Annotated in this window: 22 protein-coding genes; 11 read left to right on the forward strand and 11 right to left on the reverse strand. The window is 63.2% G+C overall.

Annotated features, from left to right (window positions below; genetic code table 11):
- Window positions 1-97 precede the first annotated feature (97 nt).
- Window positions 98-1,036 (forward strand): DUF6963 family protein, encoded by a 939-nt coding sequence (locus tag HNP33_RS02645; RefSeq protein ID WP_184704979.1) that lies wholly within the window; start codon window positions 98-100, stop codon window positions 1,034-1,036.
- Here HNP33_RS02645 and HNP33_RS02650 read toward each other — a convergent pair.
- Together HNP33_RS02650 and HNP33_RS02655 are read right to left on the reverse strand one after the other, a co-directional pair.
- A complete protein-coding gene (locus HNP33_RS02650; RefSeq protein WP_184704981.1) occupies window positions 1,033-2,952 on the reverse strand; it encodes an ABC transporter permease in 1,920 nt (639 codons plus the stop codon). The genes HNP33_RS02645 and HNP33_RS02650 overlap by 4 nt on opposite strands.
- A gap of 217 nt (window positions 2,953-3,169) precedes the next feature.
- Window positions 3,170-4,372 (reverse strand): ABC transporter substrate-binding protein, encoded by a 1,203-nt coding sequence (locus HNP33_RS02655; protein ID WP_184704983.1) that lies wholly within the window; start codon window positions 4,370-4,372, stop codon window positions 3,170-3,172.
- Between the two features lie 375 nt (window positions 4,373-4,747).
- Here HNP33_RS02655 and HNP33_RS02660 point away from each other — a divergent pair, with 375 nt between their 5' ends.
- The gene (locus HNP33_RS02660; protein WP_184704985.1) at window positions 4,748-5,521 is read left to right on the forward strand and encodes a ferredoxin--NADP reductase; all 774 of its coding nucleotides are present in this window, start codon (window positions 4,748-4,750) and stop codon (window positions 5,519-5,521) included.
- A 130-nt stretch (window positions 5,522-5,651) separates the two neighbouring features.
- Here HNP33_RS02660 and HNP33_RS02665 read toward each other — a convergent pair whose 3' ends face one another.
- Entirely contained in the window at window positions 5,652-6,164 is a 513-nt protein-coding gene (locus tag HNP33_RS02665; RefSeq protein WP_233464291.1) for a flavin reductase family protein, read from the reverse strand.
- Between the two features lie 295 nt (window positions 6,165-6,459).
- On the opposite strand from HNP33_RS02665, the gene HNP33_RS02670 reads away from it, so the two are divergent.
- The 3 genes from HNP33_RS02670 (at window position 6,460) to HNP33_RS02680 (ending at window position 10,874) form a co-directional block, all read left to right on the forward strand.
- Entirely contained in the window at window positions 6,460-8,592 is a 2,133-nt protein-coding gene (locus HNP33_RS02670; RefSeq protein WP_184704990.1) for an IPTL-CTERM sorting domain-containing protein, read from the forward strand.
- A gap of 156 nt (window positions 8,593-8,748) precedes the next feature.
- Complete coding sequence (locus HNP33_RS02675) at window positions 8,749-9,558, forward strand: alpha/beta fold hydrolase (protein ID WP_184704992.1); 810 nt, start codon at window positions 8,749-8,751, stop codon at window positions 9,556-9,558.
- Window positions 9,559-9,776: 218 nt separating this feature from the next.
- Window positions 9,777-10,874 carry a branched-chain amino acid aminotransferase gene (locus HNP33_RS02680; RefSeq protein WP_325064901.1) on the forward strand — a complete coding sequence of 366 codons (1,098 nt, stop codon included), beginning with the start codon at window positions 9,777-9,779 and terminating at the stop codon, window positions 10,872-10,874.
- 59 nt (window positions 10,875-10,933) lie between these two features.
- Here the strand turns inward: HNP33_RS02680 and HNP33_RS02685 are convergent, their stop codons facing one another.
- Complete coding sequence (locus HNP33_RS02685) at window positions 10,934-12,280, reverse strand: D-amino acid dehydrogenase (protein WP_184705252.1); 1,347 nt, start codon at window positions 12,278-12,280, stop codon at window positions 10,934-10,936.
- A 93-nt stretch (window positions 12,281-12,373) separates the two neighbouring features.
- On the opposite strand from HNP33_RS02685, the gene HNP33_RS02690 reads away from it, so the two are divergent.
- Entirely contained in the window at window positions 12,374-13,318 is a 945-nt protein-coding gene (locus HNP33_RS02690) for a LysR family transcriptional regulator ArgP (RefSeq protein ID WP_184704996.1), read from the forward strand.
- A gap of 312 nt (window positions 13,319-13,630) precedes the next feature.
- Here the strand turns inward: HNP33_RS02690 and HNP33_RS02695 are convergent, their stop codons facing one another.
- From HNP33_RS02695 to HNP33_RS02705, 3 genes are all read right to left on the reverse strand, one after another.
- Complete coding sequence (locus tag HNP33_RS02695; RefSeq protein ID WP_184704998.1) at window positions 13,631-14,053, reverse strand: universal stress protein; 423 nt, start codon at window positions 14,051-14,053, stop codon at window positions 13,631-13,633.
- A gap of 176 nt (window positions 14,054-14,229) precedes the next feature.
- Window positions 14,230-15,075, reverse strand: coding sequence for a metallophosphoesterase (locus HNP33_RS02700; RefSeq protein WP_184705000.1), 846 nt, complete (start codon window positions 15,073-15,075; stop codon window positions 14,230-14,232).
- A gap of 44 nt (window positions 15,076-15,119) precedes the next feature.
- Window positions 15,120-16,097 carry a LysR family transcriptional regulator gene (locus HNP33_RS02705; protein WP_184705002.1) on the reverse strand — a complete coding sequence of 326 codons (978 nt, stop codon included), beginning with the start codon at window positions 16,095-16,097 and terminating at the stop codon, window positions 15,120-15,122.
- A 146-nt stretch (window positions 16,098-16,243) separates the two neighbouring features.
- Here HNP33_RS02705 and HNP33_RS02710 point away from each other — a divergent pair, with 146 nt between their 5' ends.
- Window positions 16,244-16,681, forward strand: coding sequence for a hypothetical protein (locus HNP33_RS02710; RefSeq protein ID WP_184705004.1), 438 nt, complete (start codon window positions 16,244-16,246; stop codon window positions 16,679-16,681).
- Between the two features lie 200 nt (window positions 16,682-16,881).
- Here HNP33_RS02710 and HNP33_RS02715 read toward each other — a convergent pair whose 3' ends face one another.
- Together HNP33_RS02715 and HNP33_RS02720 are read right to left on the reverse strand one after the other, a co-directional pair.
- Window positions 16,882-18,750: a phosphoenolpyruvate carboxykinase (GTP) gene (locus HNP33_RS02715; RefSeq protein WP_184705006.1), complete on the reverse strand. Its 1,869-nt coding sequence runs from the start codon at window positions 18,748-18,750 to the stop codon at window positions 16,882-16,884.
- A 358-nt stretch (window positions 18,751-19,108) separates the two neighbouring features.
- Window positions 19,109-19,249 carry a hypothetical protein gene (locus HNP33_RS02720; RefSeq protein WP_184705008.1) on the reverse strand — a complete coding sequence of 47 codons (141 nt, stop codon included), beginning with the start codon at window positions 19,247-19,249 and terminating at the stop codon, window positions 19,109-19,111.
- 279 nt (window positions 19,250-19,528) lie between these two features.
- Between HNP33_RS02720 and HNP33_RS02725 the strand changes: the two genes are divergently transcribed.
- Window positions 19,529-21,715: a phosphocholine-specific phospholipase C gene (locus HNP33_RS02725; protein WP_184705010.1), complete on the forward strand. Its 2,187-nt coding sequence runs from the start codon at window positions 19,529-19,531 to the stop codon at window positions 21,713-21,715.
- Window positions 21,716-21,768: 53 nt separating this feature from the next.
- On the opposite strand, the gene HNP33_RS02730 is transcribed toward HNP33_RS02725, so the two are convergent.
- Window positions 21,769-22,380 (reverse strand): LysE family translocator, encoded by a 612-nt coding sequence (locus tag HNP33_RS02730; protein ID WP_184705012.1) that lies wholly within the window; start codon window positions 22,378-22,380, stop codon window positions 21,769-21,771.
- Window positions 22,381-22,514: 134 nt separating this feature from the next.
- Between HNP33_RS02730 and HNP33_RS02735 the strand changes: the two genes are divergently transcribed.
- Entirely contained in the window at window positions 22,515-24,011 is a 1,497-nt protein-coding gene (locus tag HNP33_RS02735; RefSeq protein ID WP_184705014.1) for a PLP-dependent aminotransferase family protein, read from the forward strand.
- Between the two features lie 30 nt (window positions 24,012-24,041).
- On the opposite strand, the gene norR is transcribed toward HNP33_RS02735, so the two are convergent.
- On the reverse strand, window positions 24,042-25,613 hold the full coding sequence (gene norR / locus HNP33_RS02740; protein WP_184705016.1) for a nitric oxide reductase transcriptional regulator NorR: 1,572 nt from the start codon (window positions 25,611-25,613) through the stop codon (window positions 24,042-24,044).
- A gap of 159 nt (window positions 25,614-25,772) precedes the next feature.
- Between norR and HNP33_RS02745 the strand changes: the two genes are divergently transcribed.
- Together HNP33_RS02745 and ytfE are read left to right on the forward strand one after the other, a co-directional pair.
- A complete protein-coding gene (locus HNP33_RS02745) occupies window positions 25,773-26,009 on the forward strand; it encodes a hypothetical protein (protein ID WP_184705018.1) in 237 nt (78 codons plus the stop codon).
- Window positions 26,006-26,683, forward strand: a complete 678-nt coding sequence (ytfE, locus tag HNP33_RS02750) for an iron-sulfur cluster repair protein YtfE (RefSeq protein WP_184705020.1) — start codon at window positions 26,006-26,008, stop codon at window positions 26,681-26,683. The genes HNP33_RS02745 and ytfE overlap by 4 nt, the downstream gene beginning before the upstream one ends.
- The last annotated feature ends 18 nt before the right edge of the window (window positions 26,684-26,701 follow it).

Consider the following 26,701-nt stretch of genomic DNA (forward strand, 5'->3'; position numbering starts at 1 on the left):
TTTTCTGGCCTCGGCGCATGTAAGAGCGGCGCCTGCTTTTCAGCCCCGACGTTCTTTGCGATGATCTGCGCTTTGTACACACCAGGGCAGGGGTGGAATGACCTTAGGAATCGCGGCCCACGGGCCTCAGGCGGGCGCCGCCGTGCGCCAGGCGGTGATCGCTGCCGAGCTGCTGGGCCGGGGCGAGATCGGCGGCTTTGCGGTGTTTGCGATCATCGATGCGGCTGGCCGGGTGCACCATTGCGAATGCCAGCAAGGCGGCATCACGGCGCTGCAGATTCCACCCGCATGGCTGGCGGCCACGCATGCCGCAGTCATCACCAGCGGGCCGCAACGGCCCGAGCCGCTCTTGCAATTTCTGCCCGGGAGCGACGGCGTGGGCCTGGTCACCGGCCACCGCCTGCCCAACCGCCCCGGCGCCATCCACCAGGAGCCGCTGAACCAGCGCGTGCTCACCCTGCTGGCCACCGGCCTGCACCCCCAGGCGGCAGTCGATCAGGTGCTGGCCGCCCACCCCCAGGCCGATGCAGGCTTGATTGCCATCAATGCGCGGGGCCAGATCGGCTGCGGCAACAGTGCGCGCGTGCAGCAGCGCGGCGATACAGGCGCCGGCCTATGGCACAGCACGGATGAGGCGCAGGCGGGTTTTGCATTTCTGCACAATGCCATCCAGCCCGTACCGGCGGTGGCGGAGTGTGTGCAAAGCATGCTGCGCGCCGCGCTGGACCAAACAGAGCCTCCTGCCCGCTACCAAATGCTGCAATTGACGGATGTCATCCCAGTGGAGCCCGCTGCTGCCGACGCCGTGCATGTGGATGCGCAGTGGCGCGTGGAGCGCGTCGCCTCAGCCGATCCCTTCATGGCGCAGGCGCAGCAGAACATCACCTTGCTGCCGCTTTCCATGCCCGTATGGCAAGCGGGCCGTTGCGTGGGGCAGATGGCTACCGAGCTGTTCGCCCAGGTGGCCCATGGCCGGGCCACGCCAGCGGCGGCGGCCATCGCCAATCTGGCGCTGGCAAGCCTTGCCTCGCGCTAGCGAAGCGTGGTTTCTCCCCGCGATTTCCACCAGGCGCTCCACTGCGCCGCGTAGCCTGCGATGCCCTGCGGGAAGATCAGCACCAGCAGCAAAATCACGCCGCCCAGCGCCGCGCGCCAGTAGTCGGTATTGCGCGCCAGCGCATCGTGCAGCCAGGTAAAACTGAACGCGCCCACCACCGGGCCCACCAGGGTCTGCACTCCGCCAAGTAGCACCATCACCAGCCCATCGACGGACTTGGCCACCGACATGGTCTCTGGCGAAATGCTGCCCTTGGAAAAAGCAAACAGCGCGCCCGCCAGACCGGCCACGCCCGCAGCCAGCACAAAGCCCAGCCATTGCACCTTGGCCACCGGAATGCCGATCGCTTCGGCCCGCAGCGGCGAATCGCGCCCAGCCCGCAGCGCATAGCCCAGCGGGGCGTACAGCACACGCCACAGCCACAGCACGCCTGCTGCCACCAGCGCCAGCGTCAGCAGGTAGAACCAGCGCTTGTCTTCCAGCCAGGCGGCGGGCCACACGCCCGTCATGCCATTGCTGCCGCCGGTGACGGAATCCCACTGGAAGGTGGTGGCCCAGGTGATCTGCGCAAAGGCCAGGGTCAACATGGAAAAGTACACCCCGGTCAGCCGCACGGCAAACCAGCCAAACAACAGCCCGCCTGCGGCAGCGGCCAGCGGCGCGAGCAGCAGCGCCAGTTCCATGGGCAAATGCAGCGCCGACAGCAGCAGGGCCGCGCCGTAGGCGCCCAGGCCAAAGTAGGCCGCATGGCCAAACGAATGCAAACCCGCCGGGCCCATGAGGAAATGCAGGCTCGCGGCAAACAGCGCAGCAATCAGCAGATCGACCAGCAGCACCAGCGTGTACGAATCTGCCCCCACCACCCACGGCAGCGCCAGCAGACCCACCAGCAGCACCCCGCCTGCAGCCCAGAAAGCCGGCTGCAGCAGGTGCAGTGGCTGCTCGCGCAGGCCCTGCGCGCGGCTGGCCGCCTGCGGCTTGCCAAAGAGGCCCCAGGGCCGCACCACCAGCACCACAGCCATCACCAGAAAATCCACCATCAGGGTCAGTTGCGGAAAGGCGACATCCACCCCGGCAATCTGTACCACGCCCAGCCACACGCAGACGGCCTTGACCACCGACACCAGGAGCGCGGCCACGAAGGCGCCAGTGAGCGACCCCATGCCACCCACCACCACCACGACAAAGGCCGAGCCGATGGTCTGCAGATCCAGCTCCAGCGTGGCGGGCTCGCGCGGCAGTTGCAGCGCGCCACCCAGGCCCGCCAGCGCCGCGCCCAAGGCAAACACTGCGGTGAACAGCCAGGCCTGGCGCACGCCCAGCGCGCCCACCATCTCCCGGTCCTGGGTGGCGGCGCGCACCAGCATGCCAAAGCGCGTCTTGTGCAATAAAAGCCAGGTAGCGCCCAGCACCAGAGGGCCAGCCGCTATCAAAAAGAGATCATAGGAAGGAAAGGCCCGGCCCAGGATATCAACCGCACCGCCCAGGCCCGGCGCACGCGGGCCCAGCAGCTCGTCGGGCCCGCACAGCCACAGCACCGCATCCTTGATGACCAGCACCAGCGCAAACGTGGCCAGCAGCTGAAAAAGCTCTGGCGCCTTGTAGATACGCCGCAGCAGCAGCACCTCCACCACCGCGCCGAGCAGCCCCACCCCGATGGCAGCAAGCGGAATCGACAGCCAGAACGCCCAGCCTTCGCCCCAGGTTGCCAGTGGCAGCAGCGCCTCGGCAATGGCATAGGCTGCGTACAGCCCCACCATGTAGAACGAGCCATGGGCGAAGTTGACGATGCGGCACACGCCAAATATCAACGACAGACCCGCCGCCACCAGAAACAGCGACGAGGCCCCCGCCAGGCCACCCAGCAGTTGAACCAACAGACCGGAAAAGCTCATGGCCTCTGCTTCCGCACAATGCTGTACGGCGCTGCGCCACAGGAAGAGGATATTTCACGCTCTGCAACACCGCGCATCGCCCACAGCGCCCCAAACCGGCGCGCCCGATCTGCGAGACAGCGAGGAAGCGCCGCCGCGCACCAAAGCTCTCGTCCCCCACCCATAGCGCGCAGCGCGTAGAAAGAGGGGGAAGCCGCGCAGCGGCACAGGGGGCGCTTCATGGATTCGGCCGCAGCTTTTTCACCTCTTCGTCCGAAGGCAGGTAATCCTTGCCATCGCGGTACACATAGTCCACCAGCTCGCCCTTGCCCTTCACTTTCTTGAGCCGGCCCACAAAGGCGCCCATGGTTGACTGGTGATCCTGCGCGCGCCAGGTGATCTTGCCAAAGGGCGAAACCACCTCCAGCCCCTCGAAGGCCTTGACCAGCGCTTCGGTCTCGGTGCCGCCTGCCTTCTTGATGCCTTCGGCGAGCGACTTGATGCCCGCATAGCCCACCACCGATCCCTGGCGCGGGTAATCCTTGTATCTGGCCTGGTAGGCGTCGTAGAAGGCCTTGTGCTCAGGCGTCTTGAGCGTGTGCACCGGGTAGCCCGTCACGATCCAGCCATCGGGCGTTTCGCTCTTCAAGGCATCCAGGTACTCGGGCTCGCCGCTCAGCACGCTCACCACCGGGCGGTCCTTGAACAGGCCGCGCGTGTTGCCTTCGCGCACGAACTTGGTCAGATCAGTGGCAAACAGCACATTGAAAATGGCGTCGGGCTTGGCATCGGCCAGCGCCTGCACCACGCTGCCCGCGTCGACCTTGCCCTGCACCGTGGCCTGCTCGGTCACGAATTCGATATCGGGCTGCGCTGCCTTCATCTTGGCCTTGAAGGTGGCGACCGACGACTGGCCGTATTCGTAGTTGGGGTAGACCAGGGCCCAGCGCTTTTTCTTCAGCTTCAGGGCCTCCTCCACCAGCATCGACACCTGCATATAGGTCGATGGCCGCAGGCGGAAGGTATAGGCATTGCCGTTGCTCCACACCATCTTGTCGGTGAGCGGCTCGGTGGCCAGGTAGAAGAACTTCTTCTGCTTGGCGAAATCGGTCAGCGCCATGCCCGTATTCGACAGAAAACCGCCTGCCAGCACATCGACCTTTTCGCGCGCAATCAGCTCCTCGGCCACGCGCACCGTGTCGCCGGGGTTGGCGTTATCGTCGCGGGTGATCAGCTGCAGCTTCTTGCCGCCCACGCCGCCCGCCTTGTTCACCTCGTCGATCGCCAGCTCCATGCCGCGCTTGTAGGGCTCCAGAAACGCGGGCTGACTCTTGTAGCTGTTGATCTCGCCGATCTTGATGGTGCCCTCTGCGTGGGCGCCAGCCGAACACACCAGCGCTGCGGACCAGGCCACAGCACGCACTGCCAAACGGGTTGTCATGGGATAAGTCTCCTGAACTCAAAGAACCGGTCCTGCGCCACCTCTGAGAACATGTTTACGCCGGGGCGCGCCTTTGGCGGGCTATTTTCGCCGCAAGTGCGGGCAAGCGGCGGGGTGTGCGGAAAATTCCACAGCGAAGCGGCAACGCGCAACCTGCGCCCAGAGCGGCGAAGCCCCTGATATGAACACGACGATATGCCCATATGACGTTTAAGTTGTATGAATAGTGAACAATAGCGTTTATAGATATACCAGAGCGTATTTCCGATCTCAGCATGGCGCCAGAAGATCGGAAACACGTTCCAAGACCAACCCAGACTGCCGCAGCGCCATCTTCGCGCCCTTTGCAGCAGCCATTTTTGAACCTGCATTGTCATGAGCGCTTTTCTCGAAGAACGTGTCCTCTCCGTCCACCACTGGACCGATCGCCTCTTTTCTTTCACCACCACGCGCGACCCGGCGCTGCGCTTCTCCAGCGGCCACTTCACCATGATCGGCCTCAAGGTTGACGGCAAGAACCTGCTGCGCGCCTACTCCATCGCCAGCCCCAACTACGAAGAGCACCTGGAATTCCTGTCGATCAAGGTGGACAACGGCCCGCTCACCAGCAAGCTGCAGCACATCCAGGTCGGCGACACCATCATCGTCGGCAAAAAACCCACCGGCACCCTGCTGGTGGATTACCTGCTCCCCGGCAAGAACCTGTACCTGATCGGCACGGGAACGGGCCTGGCGCCCTGGCTGTCGGTGGCGCGCGACCCCGAAACCTATGATCGCTTTGAAAAAGTGGTCGTCGTGCACGGCGTGCGCCAGGTGCAAGAGCTCGCCTACCAGCAGCTGCTGGAAGAAGACCTGCCCAACCACGAGTTCCTGGGCGAGATCGTCAAGGACAAACTGATCTACTACCCCACGGTCACGCGCGAGCCCTTCCGCAACCAGGGCCGCATCTCCAACCAGATCAATGCTGGCACCTTCCCCCAGAACATTGGCCTGCCCGAGCTGAACCCCGACACCGACCGCGTCATGCTCTGCGGCAGCCCCGCCATGCTGGCCGAGCTCAAGGAACTGCTGGAATCGCGCGGCTTCAAGGAAGGCAACACCTCCACCCCCGGCGACTTTGTCGTTGAACGCGCCTTTGTCGAAAAATAACTATCGTTTTAGTAGCAAATAGCGCTTTCTGGCAAAGCGCCAGACGCAAAAAACAAAAACCCGCAGCGCTCACCGCCTGCGGGTTTTATTTTCGGGAAATCACAGCGCCGTCAGGGATCTGCCGAACCCGTCAGAGCAATTGCTCGGTATAGAACTGCCCGCCATGGTAGAGCAGTGGTGCCACGCCGGTCCGGTAGCTGCAGTGCTCGACTTCGCCCACCAGAATCACATGGTCGCCCGCATCATGGCGGCTGCGGCTTCTGCATTCAAACGTGGCAATCGCGCCATCAAGCAAGGGCAAGCCGGAGGCGCCCGGCTGCCAGTCCACACCCGCCCAGCGATCCACACCCTTGCGGCTGAACTGCAGCGCCAACTCCTTTTGCGGCGCGCCCAGCACATTCACCACATAGTGGCTCACGGCCTGGAACACCGGCATCGAGGTGGCCGTCTTCATCAGGCTCCACAGCACCAGGGGCGGCGCCAGCGATGCCGAATTGAACGAGCTGATCGTCAGTCCTATCTTCGCGCCGTCAGGCGCCAGCGCCGTCACCACCGCAACGCCGGTGGCAAAGCGCCCCAGCGCATCACGAAAGTCACGCTCGGAAAACGGTGCTGCAGCGGGTTGAAGGTGTTCAGGCGACAAGGAGCAGTTCACAGGACAGACAGGCCGCATGCCCGGATACCGGCATGCACTCATAAGGCAATTTGATCAATTATCGACCAGGCCACGAGGCCCCTGCCCGCGTAGGTGCTTGGCAGCCGGGCCTGCACAGGTCCGCTGGCTTTCCTTGTGTTGATATAAATATTTAATTAAATTAGTATAATTAATTGATAAATTAAAATAATTGAGCAATCCAATACTTTTGCTCAACAAGAGAGCCGCGGCCTGCATGGCGCCACCAGCGCAGGCCTATCACACACAAAAGAGAGAGGAACTCATGAAGCTTTTGCACAAAGCCTGGCCACTGGCATTGCTGGGTCTGGCCGCTACACAGGCCTGGGCCCAGGCCAGCACCAACCCCTTGCAAAACTGCACGCCTACCCAGGTACGCGCAACAGAGCGCTACTGGTTCGCCGGCAACAGGATCGCGATGGATTTTGGTGTGTCCGGCACTGCGCTGCCCACCATCACGGCAAACCCTGCCACCGTCCCCTGGGTGGATGAAGGCACCACGGTCGTCACAGACAGCAATGGCACCTTGCAGTTCTGGGTGGGACAGGGCAACGTCTACAACCGTGACCAGGTCGTCATGAGCAATGGCAATGGCATCGTCGGCAACCAGAGCGCTGTGCAGGTCGTGGTGGCCTTTGCCGCGCCTGATGTGCCCGGCAAGTACTTTGTGGTGTCTACGTCAGGGCTGGCGGCGGGTAACGCGGGCACCCTGCGGTACTCGGTGGTGGACATGACCGCCAATGGCGGCCTGGGTGCAGTAACGAGCAAGAACATCACCGTTCCCGGCGGTATCTCCAGCAACGAAACCCTTTCTGCCGTGCCCAACAACGACGGCACCGGCTATTGGGTGCTGACGACCAGCTACGGCACCAGGAACCTCGTTGCGCAGCAGTTCGACAGCAACGGCCCCATGGGGGCACCGGTGATCTCCACGCTGTCTGAAGACGTCGGCAACCTCTTTGGCAGCATTTATTTCAACAAGGACCTGACACAGTTCGCTGTTGCAACCAGTGTCCAGGGCTCCAACGCCAGCAACGTCATCCGGACCATGCGCTTCAACGCCCAGACCGGACAAGCGACTGAAATCGCCAGCTGGCATGGTGGGATTCTGGGCTCGGTGTACGCGGCTGATTTCTCGCCCAGCGGCCAATACCTGTACGTATCCAACATCTATCCTGGCCAGCTGTACCGCTATGACGTGAGCTCTGGCGATGCAACAACCATCAAGGCCAGCGAACAGTACATTGGCGCAACCGGCGGCTCCAACGGTGGCGGCCATGTGCGCCGGGGTGCGGATGGAGCCATGTGGGTCGCCAACCGTGACAACACCACTGGCAACTCCCTCACCCGCATTGCGGCACCGGAAGAAGCCCTGGTCGCCAACATCGGTTTTGTCTTGGGCAACATCAAGCTGCCCGCTGGCGCAAACAGCGTCTGGGGCTTGCCCCAGACCGTGGCTGGCTGTGCCAAGCCACTGGCGCCCGACGCCGTTCCGGCCGTCAGCGGGCCCGCTGCCCTGTTCTATGTAGGCACTCCACAGACACTGGCCGTCAACGTGGCCAACGAGGGCGGCAGCGGCAATGTAGCCGACGGCACACTCACCATCACCCTGCCCGCCAACGTGCAGGCAGGCAGCGGCCTGCCCGCCGCCTGTACTGCCGTATCGCCACAGCAGGTCAACTGCGACCTCGCTGCTGCTGGCATGGGCCCGATTGCCCCCGGCGCCAACCTGGGGCCGCTGAGCATTCCCGTCACCGTTTCGGCCCCCGGCACCTACAACGTGGATGTGACCGTGGCAAGCGTGACCGGCGAAACCGGCGCCGCCTTGCTCAACAACACGGCCCAGACCAGCCTCACCGCGCTGGCCCTGGTGCCTGACGCCATACCTGCCATCAGCGGGCCCGCTGCGCCCTTCGGCGTCGGAACGCCCCAGACATTGGCCGTCCAGGTAACCAACAACGGTGCCGCAGGCGCTGTGGCCGATGGCACGCTCACCGTCACACTGCCCGCCAACGTGCAGGTGACCGGAGGCGCCAGCCTGCCTGCTGGCTGTACGGCGGCAACGCCCCAGCAGGTGGCCTGCGACCTGGCCACTGCAGGCGGCCCGATTGCACCCGGCGGCAGCCTGGGGCCACTGAACATTCCCGTCACCGTTTCGGCGCCTGGCACCTACAGCGTGGATGCCGTCGTGACGGGCGTGACCGGTGAGGCAGGTGCTGCGCTGCTCAACAACACTGCGCAAGCCAGCATCACCGCGCAGGATGCGGTGCCACCCATCAATGGCGCCGCACCCGTACCGGCCCTGGGCGCCGGTGCGCTGGCAGCGCTGTCTGCTGCACTGGGAGCATTGGGCATTGCCAGCCGCCGCCGCAAGGCACAGGCAGCCGATCGCCGTTAAGAAGGCGCTCAGCGTCTCTCAACCCCGGGCCAGCCTTGCGCTGGCCTTTTTCATGATCGGTGCAGCATAGGCCGCAGGCCGCGCAGGCGTTGATTTTCGCGCTCTCGCCCCTATCTTGTGGATAACTTGAAATATCAGCACAGGTAACACCAAGGTATGTCCCTGATTCCCAATTTCGCCATGCTCGGCAGCGGCCCCTCGGTGCTGATGCTGCACGATGCCGACACCGACCATCTTGGCTTTGCTCCGCAGGTGGAGCTGCTGGCCAGCCAAGGCTACCGTGCCATTGCCTGGGACATGCCGGGCTACCACGGCAACCCGCCCCCCTATGGCGGCTACAGTCTTGCCGCATTGGCGGCAACTGCCGACCGTCTGCTCGAAGCCATGAAGATCGGCCGCGCCCACATCGTCGGGCACGGGCTGGGCGCCATGGTGGCAGCCGAAATCGCCCTGCGCCACCCCACCCGCGTACGCAGTCTGGCACTGGTGGCTGGCGGCCCGGCGCTGGGGGCCAGTGAACAGGAACACTGGGTGGCAACACGCCAGCGCCTGCTGGCCGACTGCCAGCAACAGGCCTGCCCGGAGCCCATGCAACTGCAGCGCTTTGCCCAGCAGCTGGTGCAGCTGCAGGCGGGCCAGAATGCCTTGCCCGAAGGGCTGCAGCTGGCGCGCCACGCCATCACCCAGATCCAACCGCTCGCCTATGGCCGCGCCCTGGACATGCTGGCCGGCCCTTGCACCCTGGCCGAAAGACTGCCGCACCTGGGCCAACGCTGCCTGCTGGTGAGTGGCGCGCAGGACGTATGCATGCCGCCGCAGCGCATGCAGGCGCTCGCCGACCTTCTGCCGCACGCAGCGCACCACAGCCTGCCCGGGGCCGGCCACTGGCCGCAGCTCGAAAACCCGGACGCCTTCGAGGCCCTGCTGCTCGATTTTCTGGCGCAGCAGCGCGCCACAGTGCACTGAGAACGTTCTCCAACAAGCCCCCCTTCGCCAAACACGGCCAGGTGCCTGACCATTGGCTTGGGCTGAATGTCGGATTTGCGGCACACCCGGCCAAAAAAATGGCATGCTACGGGGTCTGGCATGCAGCACAGCGGCATTTGCGCCGATGTGGCAGCCCCCACGTTCAGCCTGGCGGCCCGATCCGCCGGCTCCCTGTTGCCATCTGGAAGGAAAGTCCCGTGTCCCCCTCTTCCCCAAGCTTTGCGCTCACCCGTTCGAGCCGCCCACGCAGCGCTGAAGACCGCGCCAAAATCCTGGAAAAACCCGGTTTTGGCCTGCATTTCACCGACCACATGGTGGCCGTGCGCTGGGAAAAGGACACCGGCTGGCACGATGCCCAGGTCATGCCTTACGGCCCGATTTCGCTGGACCCGGCCGCTGCCGTGCTGCACTATGGCCAGGAGATCTTTGAAGGCATCAAGGCCTACCGCCATGCCGATGGCTCGGTCTGGACCTTCCGCCCCACCGCCAACGCCGAGCGCATGCAGCGCTCTGCCCGTCGCCTGGCCCTGCCCGAGCTGCCGGTCGAGATCTTCGTGGAATCGCTCAAGCAGCTGATCGCCGTGGACCAGGAATGGGTTCCCGGCGGCGAAGAAGCCAGCCTGTACCTGCGCCCCTTCATCATCGGTGACGAAGTCTTCCTGGGCGTGCGCAGCGCCCACAAGGCCAGCTACTACGTCATCGCCAGCCCCGCCGGCCCCTACTTTGCCAAGGGTGTGGCGCCCGTTGCCATCTGGCTGTCGACCGATTACGCGCGCGCTGCCAAGGGCGGTACGGGCGCTGCCAAGTGCGGTGGCAACTATGCTGCCTCGCTGCTGCCCCAGGAGCAGGCCTATGCCAACGGCTGCTCGCAGGTGCTCTTCCTCGATCCTGCGGAAGGCAAGTACCTCGAAGAGCTGGGCGGCATGAACGTCTTCCTGGTGTATGGCAAGGAAAACAAGCTGGTGACGCCCGCGCTGTCGGGCAGCATTCTGGAAGGCATCACGCGCGACTCCATCCTGCAGCTGGCGCGCGACCGCGGCATGGTGGTGGAAGAGCGCAAGGTCTCGGCAGACGAGTGGAAGCAAGGCGTGGCCTCGGGCGACATCACCGAAGTCTTCGCCTGCGGCACGGCGGCCGTCATCACGCCGATCGGCCAGCTCAAGGGCAACGGCTTCTCGGTGGGCGACCTGAATGCGCCGGCTGGCGCAATCACGCTGGCCCTGCGCAAGGAGCTGACCGACATCCAGTACGGCCGCGCGCCAGACCGTCACGGCTGGCTGGTCCGCCTCGCCTGATTCCCACCGCTCCAGCAAAAAGGCCGCACACTGTGCGGCCTTTTTCGCTCAACCAGGGCTCAGGATGCGAATGCCGCCTGCCGCGCACCGGCTCCTTCAAAGCCGTAGAAGCCAAACGGCATCTCGGGCACGCGGCCGCTGATCAGCTCGGCCATGGCCTTGCCACTGCCTGCGCCATGGGTCCAGCCCAAGGTGCCGTGGCCTGCGTTGATCCACAGCTTGCCCACCTTGGTGCGGCCAATGTAGGGAATATTGGTAGGTGTTGCGGGGCGCAAGCCCGTCCAGAACTGCGGGTTGCCGCCTTGCTCGGGCAGGCGGGTGTCGCACACGCCGGGCATCAGCTCTTCCACCCGGCGCGCCAGCATATGGCACCGCGCCTTGGCCAGCGGAGAATCCAGCGATGTGTCGAAGCCGTTGAGTTCGATGGTGCCCGCCACGCGCAACTGGTTGCCCAGGCGGCTCATGGCCAGCTTGTTGCCATCATCGATGCAGCTGACAAAAGGCGCCGCCTCGGGCCGCAGGATCGGCAAGGTGGCGCTGTAGCCCTTGCCAGGGTAGATAGCCACGTTCACGCCCACGGTGCGCAGCAGCGGCGCGGTATAGCTGCCGCAGGCAACGATGACGGCGTCGCCCTTCAGCACCTGCTCTTGTGCATCAAAACCGGCTGCAATACCCGATGAATGCGCGCGAACAGCTACTGATTCAATAGCACCACCCGCCATGTTCAAGCGCTGGACGCTGTGGTTGTAGAGAAACTGGACGCCGCCCTGAGCACACAGCTGGGCAAGCTTTTGCGTGAAGACGCGGGCATCGCCGCTCTCGTCGCTTTCGGTGAAGGTGCCACCCTTGATCTGCGCGGCATAGGGCTTGAAGGCGGGCTCGATCTGGAGGAACTCCTCGGTACTGACCATGCGGCGGTTCACGCCGTACTGGCGCATCAAGTCAACAGCCTGCTGCGCGTCTTCCACCGCCGCGTCGCTGGTGAAGAAATGGGCAATGCCGCGTTCAAGGCGGTTGAACTGGATGCCGGTCTGCGCCACCACGTCTTTCAACGCCGTGTGGCTGTAGGCGCCCAGCGCCACGATCTGCTGCACGTTGCGGGCAAAGGAGCGGTCGTTGCACTCGGCGAGGAACTTGGTCAGCCAGCTCCACTGCTGCGGATCAACATGCGGGCGCAGCAGCAGAGGCGCTTCCTTGTCAAACATCCACTTGAGCGCCTTCATCGGCGCATGCTTGTTGGCCCAGGGCTCGCAATAGCTGACCGAGATCTGCGCCGCATTGGCGTAGCTGGTCTCCAGCGCGGCATCGGGTTGGCGGTCGACCACGGTCACGTCGTGGCCCAATTGCAGCAGATGCCAGGCTGTGCTGGTGCCGATGATGCCGGCGCCGAGGATGATGATTTTCATGCCTTGCAGTGTCTGCCAGTTTGGCTGCTTCATAAAGTGCAATTAAACTTCTTCAAGAATCATCAGATTTGCTAATACAAGCCCCTTGCTGCCATGAACAACCTGGATCCGATCGCGCTGGAATGCCTTGCCGCAGTGATTGAAGAAGGCGGCTTTGAAAAAGCCGCCACCCGCCTGAACGTGACGCAATCGGCCGTCTCGCAGCGCCTGCGCGCGCTGGAGGCCCAGGTGGGCTCGGTGCTGGTAGTACGCAGCCGACCGCTGCGGCCCACGGCGGCCGGGCAATTGCTGCTCAAGCACACCCAGCAGTTGCGCCTGCTGCGCACCGATCTGGAGCAGGAACTGCACAGCCTGATGCCGCATTCCGCGCGCCGCACGGCGCATGACGAAGCCATCAGCATCGCCATCAACGCCGACAGTATTGCCACCTGGGCCATCGACGCACTGCAGGAGATAGCCCTGCAGCAGCTGCCGCTGGAGATCATCACCGACGACCAGGACCACACACTGGAGCTGCTGCGCACCGGCGAAGTGCTCGGCTGTGTCACCACCATGCCGCAAGCCCTGCGCGGCTGCCGCGTGGCGGCGCTGGGGGCCATGCACTACATTGCAGTGGCCGCCCCCGGTTTTGCCCTGCAGCATGTGCCCTCGGGCCTGAACCGCAGCAACTTCAAGAACGTGCCTTTCCTCAGCTACAACCGCAAGGACGACATGCAGCGCGTGTTCGTCGCAAGAGCCATGGGCCTCAAGACAGTGGGGCTGCACCAACTGTTCGTACCCAATTCGGAAGCCCAGGTGCGCGCGGTGGCCGCGGGTTGGGGCATCGGCGTGGTGCCCGAGCTGCTGGCACGGCCCTTTCTGGCGGATGGGCGCCTCGTCAACGTTGCCGAATCACAGGTGCTGCGCGTCGACCTGTACTGGCACTGCTGGAACCTACAGTCTGCCCTGCTGAGCCAGCTGACAGACGCCATGCTGCGCACCGCCAAGGCCAGTCTGGCGCCTGCCACTCCGGCAGCGCGGGCCAGTGCATCGGCATGAGGTGCGCAGCTGTTGCCCGCTGCAACTGCGTTTGAAAAAGCCCTTTTTGCTGGGCGGCTAGCGGCTGCGCGGCTGCCAATTGACCAATTGAAAAAGCTGCTTGCATTCCATACCCGGAATGCAAGCAGCTCCTGGAGTGTGCTGGCGTTTGCACTGCCAGCCAGCTCTCCCTCCCTTGCCAGCCCTTTACGGTGTTGGCGCATTGTCTGCGCCCCGTATTGCCATGGCGTGAAGGGCCAGTGACAGGCCGGTCATAGTGGTAACCGCCTGGCAAGGGGCGCCCACCCGAGGCGCCCAATACCTTGCACCTTGCTAGCGGATCAACAGCACCGGAACCTTGCTTTGCGCCAGCACCTGCGTGGCCACCGAGCCCATCACCAGCTTGGCCAGCGCGCCATGGCCCCGCGTGCCCATGATCAGGAGGTCATATCCACCGCCATCGGCTGTCTCGGCAATGGTCTCGGCGATATGGCCCACCTTGCTTTCGCATTGCGCATTGACCTTGTGCTGGTCCAGAAACTGGTGCACCGGATTGAGCACCTTCTGCGCTTCTTCTGCGTAATAGTCGTTCACGAGCTCTTTGCCCAGCGCCTTGGCTGCACGCGGTGGCAGCAAGGACTGCACGGTCAAAGCGGTGTAGCTGTGGGAAGCGCCGAGCCACTCCGCGTGCGTAGCCAGATAGTCCAGCATCTTCTGGGTGTAGGGGCTGCCATCGACGGCCAATAAAATGCGCATATCAGAACTCCTGAAACAAGAGCGTATTCACGCTCTAAGAGGCATGCCGACCGGGCATGCGCGGGAAACGCGCTCAAACCGCCCATGCCCATCACTGTAGGTGCTTCAGCCGGGCGAACATTGATGCATGTCATGTCTTGAGACTTCGGGACGGCCAAAGTTCCGGCTTTGCCCTTTCAGACTGTCACCACACAATGCGGGTTGAATGTCTCCTGCTCCCCTTTGCGGGCATACCCCAGGGGATTGGCCACCACACGGCACTGCCAGGCGCTGCCGTCAGCATGCGTACCGCTTGCCACGTAATCGCTGGGCGCGTGCAAGTGGCCATGAATCCATAGGTCCGCATAAGGCAGCAGGTCATCCAGCGCATTGCAAAAACCAGCGGTGCCCGGGGTAAGGCCATAGCGCGGATCAGCGCTTTTGAGGCTCGGGGCAAAGTGGGTGATGACGACGGTCTTGCCATCAAAGGGCTCGGCCAATGCAGCGCGCAGCCACGCCTGGCAGCGCAGGGCTTCTTCGCGCATCTCGGCGGCCAGAAACGGCTGGCCATCCCGCATCATCTGCGCCTTGGTGAGGTAGAAGTTGGCCGCCTTGTAGGCTTTTTCACGCTGCTTCATCAAGGCGCCGATTTCAGTCACACCGTTGTGCAGGGCAATCGCGTCGTAATCCGTCCATAAGGTGGTGCCGACAAAACGCACACCGTCCATCACCACCGTCTCGCAGTCGAGCAGCAAGATACCCAGCCGGTTGCAGCTGGCGCGCAGGCGGGCGCGGGCAGTATCAAAATCCTGCGCGTCGAATTCGTGGTTGCCCGGCACCAGAATCACCGGCTCCGGCCAGTGACCGCCAGCCTGCTGGGGGCTGAACTGCGCCAAGCCGAAGTCCTCATCAGGCAGCATCGATCCATTCTGGTAAGAGCCGATGTCGCCCGCCAGCACCAGTAGATTGGCGCCGGGCGCGGGCTGGGCGCGGAAATGCGGGTGGGTCTCCAGGTGCAGGTCGGAAAGAATTTGCAGATGCATGGCCAAAGCCTACCATGCACTCCGCTGATGAGCGCCTTGCCGCATTACAGCGGCAATTCCTGGTCAGGAAAAGCCGCGCGGGCCGACCGCTCCATGGCATGCAGCAACCATTCCAGCGCCGAATGCGGAATGTGCCCTGCCCGGCTGCGCCACAGCGCGTCCACATGCACCGATTCCACCCGCAATGGCAGCGGCTGAAAGGCAAGCAGATCCTCGATGCCCGTGGCAGGCCCGAAGTGGCGCGGCAGCACGGTCAACAGGTCGGTGCGCGCCACAACGCGCGCGGCGGTGAAATACTGGTTGACCGTCAGCACCACACGGCGCTTGCGTCCAATCGAAGCCAGCGCCTCATCCAGAAAACCGAAAGGCTGGCCCGAAAAGCTGACCAGCATGTGCCGCGCTTCGCAGTATTTGTCCAATGTCAGCAAGCTTTCACTCAGCGGGTGCCCCTTGCGCATCACACACAGGTATTCGCCGTCATAGAGGCGCCGGCTTTCAAAGTCCACCAATGCGCCAGACTGGGCACGCGCCGTCATCTCCGCCACCACGAAGGGAAAGTAGCCAACGGCCAGATCAGCGGTCTCGTCTTCCAACACCTCGCGCGGGTCGCGTGTAGTGAGTGGTTGCACATGCACGGAGACACCAGGTGCCTCGGTCTCCAGAATGTGCATGAGGCTGGGCAGCAATGTGGCCGCTGTTGCATCGGCCATGGCTACCACAAAGGCCTGCGTGGCATTGGCGGCATCAAAACGCTCTGGCGCGAAAGTGTTCTGCAGGCGCGCCAGCGATTCACGCACCACGGGCCACAGCGCATGCGCCAGCGGCGTGGGCTCCACGCCCTGGCCACTGCGCACCAGCAACTCGTCCCCCAGCGCCTCACGCAAACGACGTATGGCATTGCTCACAGCAGGTTGCGTAATGGCTAGCTTGTCGGCGGCGCGTGTCAGGCTGCGCTCCGTCATGACCTCGTCAAATACCCGGAGAAGATTCAAATCCAGGTGGCGAAATTGGTGTGCCTGCATGCGGCCTCCTGCGCCAGCAGAAAGGCTGGCAATACATCACTGGCATGAATGATACAGATTCAAAATATAAATTTGAGAAGCACTGGGGTAAACCCTATACTTCTCCCATCGCTTCAAAGAAGCATTGGAAAACAAAGACATCCATCATGACCAACAGTTTTGTGCACACCGACATGGCTACCGAACACACGGGCGTTCTGCGTGTGGAAGCAGCTGCTGAGAATCTGAAATCCACCTTCACTGGCAAAGGCGTGGGCCAATCCCTGGTGCTGGCTGCCATCGTGGCCGCCGTGTTGGTAGCCGCCAACCGTCTGATCGACTCCGTCGCTGGCGGCAGCCACTGGATTGCTGGCTGGGCTCTGCTGTGGGCTGTGGCATTTGTCGCCATCGCCTTGCTGGCCGCGCCTGCCCGCAACCTGAGCAGCAGCCTGCGTGCCCTGGGCACCACCTGGTCGCAAGAACAGCGCCGCGCTGCAGAAGACGAAAAGACCTGGGAAGCCGCCCTGCGCGACAGCCGCATCATGGCCGACCTGAACCGTGCCATGAGCGATGCCGCTGTGTCGTTCTACCACAAGAATTATTGATAAAACAGCGGTTAGCGCCTTTCCAATAAGCGCCAACAGCTATCAAAATCATAGAAAGCCACGGCATGCCGTGGCTTTTTTTCATGGAAGTGACCATTCCACCTAATCAATGCGGGTCACATCAAAAACAAAAAGCCCCGCATTCGCATGCGGGGCTTGCTGTTGCAGCCAGCCCGGTAACAAGCCGGGCTGCCAGGTGATCAAGCCTCTACGAGGCGCTTTTCCAGATCAGCCTTGATATCGAGCAATTCTTGCGGCAGGCGCTGGGCCAGCTTGTCAAAGTGCTCCTGGTGCGAGGCCAGCTCTTCGGTCCAGATCTTGGTGTCGATATTGGTGACGGTCTTGAACTGGTCGGCGCTGAACTGCAGGCCGGTCCAATTGATTTCGGCGTACTGTGGGGCCACGCCAAAGGCGGTTTGCTCGCCCTGGGCCTTGCCTTCGAGGCGGTCCAGCATCCATTTGAGCACGCGCATGTTCTCGCCATAGCCCGGCCAGACGAACTTGCCAGCTTCGTCCTTGCGGAACCAGTTGGTGGTGTAGATCTTGGGCAGGGTCGCGCCCGAAGCCTGCAGCTTCTTGCCCAGGTTCAGCCAGTGGCCGAAGTAGTCGCTCATGTTGTAGCCCATGAAGGGCAGCATGGCGAATGGATCGCGGCGCACCACGCCTTGCGCGCCAAAGGCGGCGGCGGTGGTTTCCGAACCCATGGTGGCGGCCATGTAGACGCCTTCGTTCCAGTTGCGGGCCTCGGTCACCAGCGGCACGGTGGTGGAGCGGCGGCCGCCAAAGATGAAGGCGTCGATCTTCACGCCCTTGGGGTCGTCCCAGGCTTCATCCAGCGCGGGGTTGTTGGTAGCTGCCACGGTGAAGCGGGCATTGGGGTGGGCAGCCTTGGCGCCGGTTTCCTTGGCGATCTGTGGCGTCCAGTCCTTGCCTTGCCAGTCGATCAGGTGATCAGGCAGCTTGCCGGTGTCCTTTTCCATGCCTTCCCACCACACATCGCCATCGTCGGTGAGCGCGACATTCGTGAAGATCACGTCCTTGTCGAGGCTGGCCATGCAGTTGGGGTTGGTGTGGTAGTTGGTGCCAGGTGCCACGCCGAAGTAGCCCGCTTCGGGGTTGATGGCGCGCAGGCTGCCATCGGCTTGCGGCTTGATCCAGGCGATGTCGTCGCCGATGGTGGTGACTTTCCAGCCGTCAAAGCCCGTAGGCGGCACCAGCATCGAGAAGTTGGTCTTGCCGCAGGCCGACGGGAAGGCGGCGGCCACGTGGTACTTGCGGCCTTCGGGGTTCTGCACGCCCAGGATGAGCATGTGCTCGGCCAGCCAGCCCTGGTCCTTGCCCATGGTGGAGGCGATGCGCAGTGCAAAGCACTTCTTGCCCAGCAGTGCATTGCCGCCGTAGCCAGAGCCGTACGACCAGATTTCGCGCGTCTCGGGGTAGTGCACGATGTACTTGGTCTTGTTGCAAGGCCAGCTGGTGGTGTCCTTTTCGCCGGGCTGCAGCGGTGCGCCGATGGTGTGCACGCAAGGCACGAATTCGCCATCGGTGCCAATCACGTCGTACACGGCCTTGCCCATGCGGGTCATGATCTTCATGTTGACGGCAACATAGGCACTGTCGGAGAGCTCGATGCCCACATGGGCGATCGGCGAGCCCAGCGGGCCCATGCTGAATGGCACCACATACATGGTGCGGCCCTTCATACAACCGTCAAACAGCGGCTGTAGAGTGGAGCGCATCTGGGCCGGTTCCATCCAGTTGTTGGTAGGGCCTGCGTCGTCCTTGTTGGCCGAGCAGATGTAGGTGCGGTCTTCCACGCGGGCCACGTCCGATGGGTCGGACCAAGCCAAGTAGCTGCCGGGGCGCTTTGCGGGATTGAGTTTCTTGAAAGTGCCTGCATCCACCAGTTGCTGGCACAGGCGGTCGTACTCCTCCTGGCTGCCATCGCACCAGTAGATGCGATCAGGCTTGCACAGGGCGGCCATATCGGCCACCCAGGCGATGAGCTTGGGGTTTTTGACGTAGTCGGGAGCCTGAATGGCCACGCCGGTATTGACGCTTGCGTTCATGGGAGACTTTCTAAAGTTGTAAAACGGTTCATCAAAAACCGCTGCTCCCAAGAACCTGTTCAAAAAGCTGCGGGCTTTGAAAAACCGTTTCCTCGCTACGCTGCACTCTGCGGATTGGCCGCTGAGCCCGCATGAATACAGCGCGTCGGGAGCGCAATTTTAGCAGTCAGCCCCCAAAACGGCGATGCGCTCATCCAATATCTATGCATTTGATGCATTGATATATGCATTAACTACTTGATACCGGTTTCTTTGTGATGACGGCTGTCACCGGCGTTGCAGACCCGCATGGAAACCGGGCTTACGGCAGCCAAAAAGCCCGCTGCAAGCGGGCTTTTTTGCGCTGGGCAGTGTTCTGTCAGGCCATGTTCACGGCGATGAATGCAAGCAGAAACATCATCAGCGCGCCCACCACAGGCAACACCACGGGCACGAGCGGAACAATGGCTTCCACGGCATCGTTGGGCTGGTGTTCGCTGTCGTCGTGATGGCTGGACATGGGGTTCTCCGAAAAAGCGCAGGAAAAAGGCGTCGCCTGGATAAATCAGTCAAACCATTGTAGCCACAGCCCACACCCCCTGGCTCCGGGCAAAACCCTGAGCCAGCCATTGCGCAACGCACCCCGGGGCAGGGTGGCAGCCCCGCACAGTTTCTTACACCGCTTACCAGCCTTCGGGCACTGCCGCGCCGCGCGTTTCATGGGTCTGTCATGGCGGATTTTTAGAGTGCTCTGGCTGGCTGCGCCAGCACTCCATATCCACGACACCCGAGAATTCCCATGAACTCACGCCGCCAATTTCTGCAAGGCACGGTGACCACCGGCATCGCCGCTGCCACGCTGGCAGCCTTCCCGCCCAGTATCCGCCGGGCGCTGGCCATTCCTGCCAACAACCAGACAGGCACGATTCGTGATGTGGAGCACATCGTGATCCTGATGCAGGAAAACCGTTCTTTCGACAACTACTTTGGCACCTTGCATGGGGTGCGCGGCTTCGGAGACCGCTTCACCATTCCGCTGCCAGATGGCAGATCCGTCTGGGAGCAGCGCAATGCCACCGGCACCACGGTGCTGCCCTACCACCTGGACAGCCAGAAGGGCAACGCCCAGCGTGTGAGCGGAACGCCACATTCCTGGAACGATGGTCAGAACGCCTGGGATGGCGGACGCCTCTACCAGTGGCCGCGCTACAAGACCACGGCCTCGATGGGCTACTTCAAGGCACAGGAGCTGCCTTTCCAGTTTGCCCTGGCCAACGCATTTACCCTGTGTGATGCCTACCACTGCGCCATGCACGCGGGCACCAACCCCAACCGCCTGTTCCACTGGACGGGCACCAACGGCCCGACCGGTGCGGGCGTGGCAGCCGTGGTCAACGAATGGGATGACATCGGGCCATCCGCCACCGGCTACAGCTGGACCACCTACCCAGAGCGTCTGCAGGCAGCCGGCGTGCGCTGGAAGGTGTACCAGAACATGCCCGACAACTACACCGACAACCCTTTGGCCGGCTTCAAGCAGTACCGCAAGGCCAACGAAGCATCGGGCAAGCCGGTCAGCCACGACGAGCATGTGCCCTCCCCCGCCTACGACGAGGCCGACGATGCAGGCAATCCGCTCTACAAAGGCATTGCCAACACCATGGCCGACGGCGGCTTTCTGGCCAGCTTCAAGCAGGATGTGCTGGGCGGCAAGCTGCCGCAGGTCTCGTGGATCGTGGCGCCGCAGGTGTATTCCGAGCACCCCGGGCCATCCAGCCCCGTGCAGGGCGCCTGGTACACGCAGGAAGTGCTGGACGCCCTGACCGCCCGCCCCGATGTGTGGAGCAAGACGGTGTTCATCGTCAACTTTGACGAGAACGACGGCTACTTCGACCACGTTCCATCGCCGGCCGCGCCCTCCATCAACCCCGATGGAACCTGGGCGGGCAAGACGACCCTGCCAGAGGCCGATCTGGCAGTGGAGCGCTTCACCCACCCCAAGCCGCCTGGCACCTCCAGCCAGCCCCAGCCCGATGGCCGCGTGTACGGCCCGGGCGTGCGCGTGCCCATGTACGTGATCTCGCCCTGGAGCCGGGGCGGCTGGGTCAACTCGCAGGTGTTCGATCACACATCGGTACTGCGCTTCATTGAAGCCCGCTTTGGTGTGCCGGAGACAAACATCTCGCCGTTCCGCCGCGCAGTCTGCGGAGACCTGACCAGCGCCTTCAACTTTGCCCGGCCCAACAACGAAGCGCTGCCACCGCTCGCCGGCCGCCTGAACAAAGCCCAGGCCGATGCGCTGCGTGCCCAGCAGCAGGCCCTGCCCCAGGTGGTGCCTGCTACAGACCGCGTTTTTCCTGTGCAGGAAGCGGGCGTGCGTCCGTCACGTGCGCTTCCGTATGCGCTGCATGTGAATGCATCGGCCGACGCCAATGGCCACGCAGTGCGTTTGGAATTCAGCAACACCGGCCGCGCTGCTGCGGTGTTCCATGTGTACGACAAGCTGCATCTCGATCGCCTGCCGCGCCGCTACATGGTGCAGCCAGGCCTTTCGCTGGAAGACGTATGGAGCACCCAGGACAGCGATGATCGCTACGATCTGTGGGTTCTCGGCCCCAACGGCTTTCACCGCCACTTCGCCGGTGACATGCACCTGCAAGGCGCTGCGCAAACGCCGCTGCCCGAGATCAGCGTGAGCTATGACTCCAAACATGGCCGCGTGGAGCTGGAAGTGAACAACCAGGGGCATGGCAAATGCGCAATCACCGTCAAGCCGCTGGCTTACCTGGGTGACGATGCGTGGTCGTTCACGCTCAAGCGCGGCCAAAGCCGCAAGAAGCACTGGAAGCTCGACGAGAGTGGCGGCTGGTACGACTTGGAGGTGACAAGCAATGCCGATGCCAGCTACCGGCGCCGCTTTGCCGGCCGGGTGGAGACCGGCGAGCACTCCATCAGCGACCCGGCCATGGGCCAGCAACCCTCCTGAGAACCTGTTTCTGCGTCCTCATGGCCTGCGCTGCAGGCCATTTTTTATAGCGGTCATCCTTCCAGCACCGGGTAGAGCGATAGCACCAGCAACGCCGCCATGCACCAGTTGAAGCGCTGCAAGGCCTGGGGCGTGCGCAGGGCCCGCCCCACGGCGCTGCCAAACAGCGTCCAGACGCTGACACTGGGGTAGTTCACGAGGCCCAGCACCAATGCTGCGAGCAGCAGATTGGCCGCATACCCGTCGCGCGGCGTGTAAGTGGCAACAATGCCAATGGCCATGATCCAGGCTTTGGGGTTGACCCATTGAAAAGCCGCTGCCTGCCAGAAGCCAAAAGGCCGGGCACCCGCCTGACCTGCGTCCACCTGCCCCGAGCGGGCGATCTTCCAGGCCAGCCACAGCAGATAAGCCGCACCCAGGTACTTGAGCAAGGTGTACAGCCGGGGCTCGCGCTCGAAAGCCGCCCCCAGCCCCAACCCCACCAGCAGCAGCATGGTCACCACGCCCAGGCTGATACCGAGCATGTGCGGCACGGTGCGGCGATAACCGAAAGTGGCACCGGAAGCAGTGAGCATCACATTGTTGGGGCCCGGCGTGACGGAGCTGACAAAGGTGAACAGAGCCAGCGGCAGGACAAAGGCAGAGGTATCAGGCAGGAAAGACATGACTACAGACCGAAAAAGGAGCAACGGAAAGGAGAACGGAAAAGAGAACAGGAAACGTGCAGACATGCTACCTTTGCCAAACAGTACAGTGCCAGTACACTTTATCTAGCCACTTCAAGAATTGGCCTGCCTCCATGACCCAGACACTTTCGCCCGCCATCGATACCGCCTCCCCCTCCCAGGTCTCTGCCGCCACCTGGGGATGGCAGCCCGTGCGCACCGGCAGCACCTCTCTGGTCGAACAACTGGTGGAACATTTTGGAAACCGCATCCGCAACCATGGGCTGCGCGCCGGAATGCGCCTGCCGTCGGTACGGGCGCTGGCCGAGCAGGCCTGCGTGAGCCGAGACACCGTCGTGCAGGCCTACGACCGGCTCGCCGCCCAAGGGTTGGTACAGTCGCGCCGTGGTGCGGGCTTTTTCGTCTGCGCCAGGCGCGCGGTGTCGGTCGCTCCACCCGCGCCTGCAGCCACGCTGGCCCAGGGCGCAGCTTTCGACACCGCCTACCTGCTGCGCGGCATCTTCCGCGAAGATGCCGATGGCTCCGGCCACACCGGCAGCGCCGGGTGTCTGCCCGCCAGCTGGATGGACGAGGGCCTGATCAGCGGGGCGATGCGCGCCATCCTCAAGCAAGGCGCGCGTGCAGAACTGGGCCTGCTGGGCTATGGCCTGCCCCAGGGCTTTGCGCCGCTGCGCCGGCAGATCGCCTCCACCCTGCAGGCGCAGGAGGTACCAGCCCACCCCGAGACGCACCTGATGACCGTGAGCGGCGTCACCCACGGGCTCGATCTGATCGTGCGCTGCTTTCTGCAGCCCGGCGACACGGTGCTGGTCGAGGATCCGGGCTGGTTCCTGATCTTCGGCCGCCTCAATACCATGGGCGTCAATGTCGTGGGCGTACCGCGCCTGCCGGGCGGCCCTGACGTGCAGGCACTGCAAGCCCTGGCAGAACAGCACCGGCCCAAACTCTTCATCCTGAACACCGCCGTGCACAACCCCACGGGGCTGAGCCTGTCGGCCGGCGTGGCCCATGAGGTGCTGCGCATCGCCGAGCGGCACGACTTCCTGCTGGTGGAGGACGACACCTATTCCGAGTACCTGGGCAACATGCCGCTGCGCCTGGCCGCCATGGACCGGCTGCAGCGCGTGCTGCTCGTCGGCGGCTACTCCAAGACCCTCTCGGGCGGGCTGCGCGTGGGCTATGTGGCAGCGCGCCCCGAGTTCATCCACCGCCTCACCGACCTGAAACTGCTGGGCGGCCTGACTTCGGCCCTGCCCAGTGAGCAGATCGTGCACCGCATTCTTGCCGATGGCAGCTACCGCAAACATGTGGACCGGCTGCGCGAACGGGTGGACAAGGCACGCCACCGCTGCCTGCGCCAGCTGGAAGCACTGGGCTGCCAAGCCGTGCACGAGCCCGTGGCAGGAACCTTCGCCTGGGTGGACTGCGGCATGGATTCCGAGCTGCTGGCCCGCCAGGCGGCAGAGCACGGACTGCTGCTGGCGCCAGGCGTGCTGTTTTCACCGCGGCAGGCACCGTCAACCCTGCTGAGGATTTCGGTAGCCATGGCCGAACAACCCACGGCATGGCAGACGCTGGAGCTGCTGCTCAGGCGCCATCGCCCTGGCTAGAACGTGTTGACGATCTGCAGCCAGCGCATCTCAATAGCCATCACGGGCCTGTTTCAACCCCAACCTGCGCGCCAGCTTGTGCAGATTGCTGGCGTCGATGCCCAGCGCGCGGGCGGCTTGCGCCCAGTTATCGTCGTGCTGTTGCAACGCAGCACGAATGCAATCTCGCTGACAGGTATCGACAGCTTCGCGCAATGACAGCGCTTGCTGCGCGAAGCTGGCTTGGGGCGACGTGGCAGCTGAATGCTGGGGAGCACCCGTATCGAGATCAAGATCGAGCATATCGGCAGCGAGCGTCACGATATCGCTGCGCCGGGCACCACGGCTCAAGGCCTTGAGCGCGGCGCGGCTGACCACATGCTCCAGTTCACGCACATTGCCGGGCCAGCAGTAGCGGCGCAGCATCGCATCGGCCTCAGCCGACAGACGCAGACTGCGCAAGCCCAGGCGGGCGCGATTCTGCTCCAGGAAGCGCCCAGCCAGCAGCAGCACATCATTGCCCCGTTCACGCAGCGGCGGAATCGGTATCGGGTATACCGACAGCCGGTGGTACAGGTCGGCGCGGAAACTGCCCTCTGCCACCCGTTCACGCAGATTGCGGTTGGTAGCTGCGATCACGCGCACATCCACCTTGCGCGGCCGGTCGGCTCCCAAACGCTGGATCTCGCCGTTCTGCAGTGTTCGCAGCAACTTGGCCTGGATGGACAATGGCAACTCGCCCACTTCGTCCAGAAACAAGGTACCGCCCTCTGCCGCTTCAAAGCGGCCGGGCCGCTCACTCACTGCGCCGGAAAACGCACCGCGCGCATGGCCGAACAATTCACTCTCCGCCAGCGACTCCGGCAAGGCCGCACAGTTGACATGCACCAGCGGCCGGTTACCGCGCCGCGACAGGCGATGCAGCCGGTGGGCAAACATCTCCTTGCCCACACCCGTCTCGCCCAGCAATAGCACAGGCAGCTCGGTATCCGCCACCAGTTGTAGCTCGCGCAGCAGGCGAGTCATGGCCTCGCTATGGCCCAGTATTTCGCTGGCAGCGCCGCTTTCCTCGTGCAGTGGAACGACGCCCGCCGCCGCACCGCCGGGTTGCTGCGCTGCACGCAGCGCCATTTCCAGCCGCGATACACGCACGACCGCCTCGATGAGCGGGCGCAATTGTGCCAACTCGCGTTGCGCGGCCGCATCAAAGGTACCCACAGTGAGCGCATCCAGGGTCAGCACGCCCCAGCGCATCCCCTCCACATCCAGTGCCACACCCATGCAGTCGTGTACCTGCAGCGGCTCACCGGGCCGCTCCACCACCAAGCCGTCATAGGGGTCAGGCAGGCCACTGTCATGGTGAAAACAGGTAATTTCGCGCCCCTGCAATATGGCCGCCAGGCGCGGGTGCTCCTTGATCGCAAAGCGCCGGCCCAGCACATCACTCACCAAACCGTCCACCGCCATGGGCCGCAGCACCTCGCCCTCTCCGTCCAGCCGCAGCAGGGCCACGGCCCCACAGCGGAAATGCAGCCTTAGCGTCTCCACCAACCGCTGCTGGCGCACCGCCATTGGCAATTCGGCTGCGAGATCGGCAAGCAGCAAGCTATCAATGGCTTTCATGGTGATTAATACCTTTCAAGGGTCTATTTAACCATTATCACGCAAGGTAATTTTTACCAATGTTTTTTCAACCCTATGAATTCAAATCACATTTTTATGGCGCAGTGCTTGCATGGATAGAACCGTTCACAACGGCATTCATCCAAAAGACGACATCACATGACCATGCTTGGCCCACTTCCTGTTGCCCTGCAGATCAGCGCACCGGTCTGTACCGCAGCTGCCTCGGTCCGAACCAACATCGTGGGCGGCAAGACGGTTTCTGTGGATGACAAGGAAACAGTCAACCCCGCACTCCCAGCAGCAGTGGATGGCACGGTGGAAATCGTGCTGGCGTCTACAGGGCCGAAAAACGCTGAGCAATCTCATTCTTTCAGTACAAGGAGCCCCTTATGAACTACCTGGATCAATCGCTGGGCCAACTGGCTCGCCGCATTCCCGGCGCCACGCGCCTGTTCGACCAGCACCATCTGGATTTCTGCTGCGCTGGCAACCGCACCCTGCGCACCGCAGCCCAAGAGGCGGGCATCGCCGCGGAGCCCATTGCCGATGCATTGCACACGCTGCAACTACGTACCGATGACAACGCAATGAAAGACTGGAGCACCGCCACCGATACCGAGCTGGTCGATCACATCCTCCGCCGCTACCATGCCGTGCACCGAGAACAGCTGCCCGAGCTGATCCGCCTGGCGCAGCGCGTGGAACAAGTACATGGCGACCGCCAGGACTGCCCGCATGGCCTGACCAATCACCTGCAGCGCATGGCTCAAGAGCTGGAAAGCCACATGCACAAGGAAGAAGCGGTCTTGTTCCCGCTGATCGCGCGAGGCCAGGGTTCGCTGGCTGGCATGCCGATCGACGTGATGCGCATGGAGCACGACAGCCACGGCACCGAGCTGCGGCGCCTGGAAGATCTGACCAATCACATCACTCCGCCGCGCGACGCCTGCACCACCTGGCGTGCGCTGTACCTCAGTCTGCGCACATTTCGCGAAGATCTGATAGCGCATATCCACACCGAAAACAACATCCTGTTCGAGCGCTTTGCACCTGCAAAAGTGCACTAACCCCCCGAGCCGTTGCAC

This window comes from Comamonas odontotermitis (assembly GCF_014207855.1).
Taxonomy (GTDB): Bacteria; Pseudomonadota; Gammaproteobacteria; order Burkholderiales; family Burkholderiaceae_C; genus Comamonas; species Comamonas odontotermitis_A.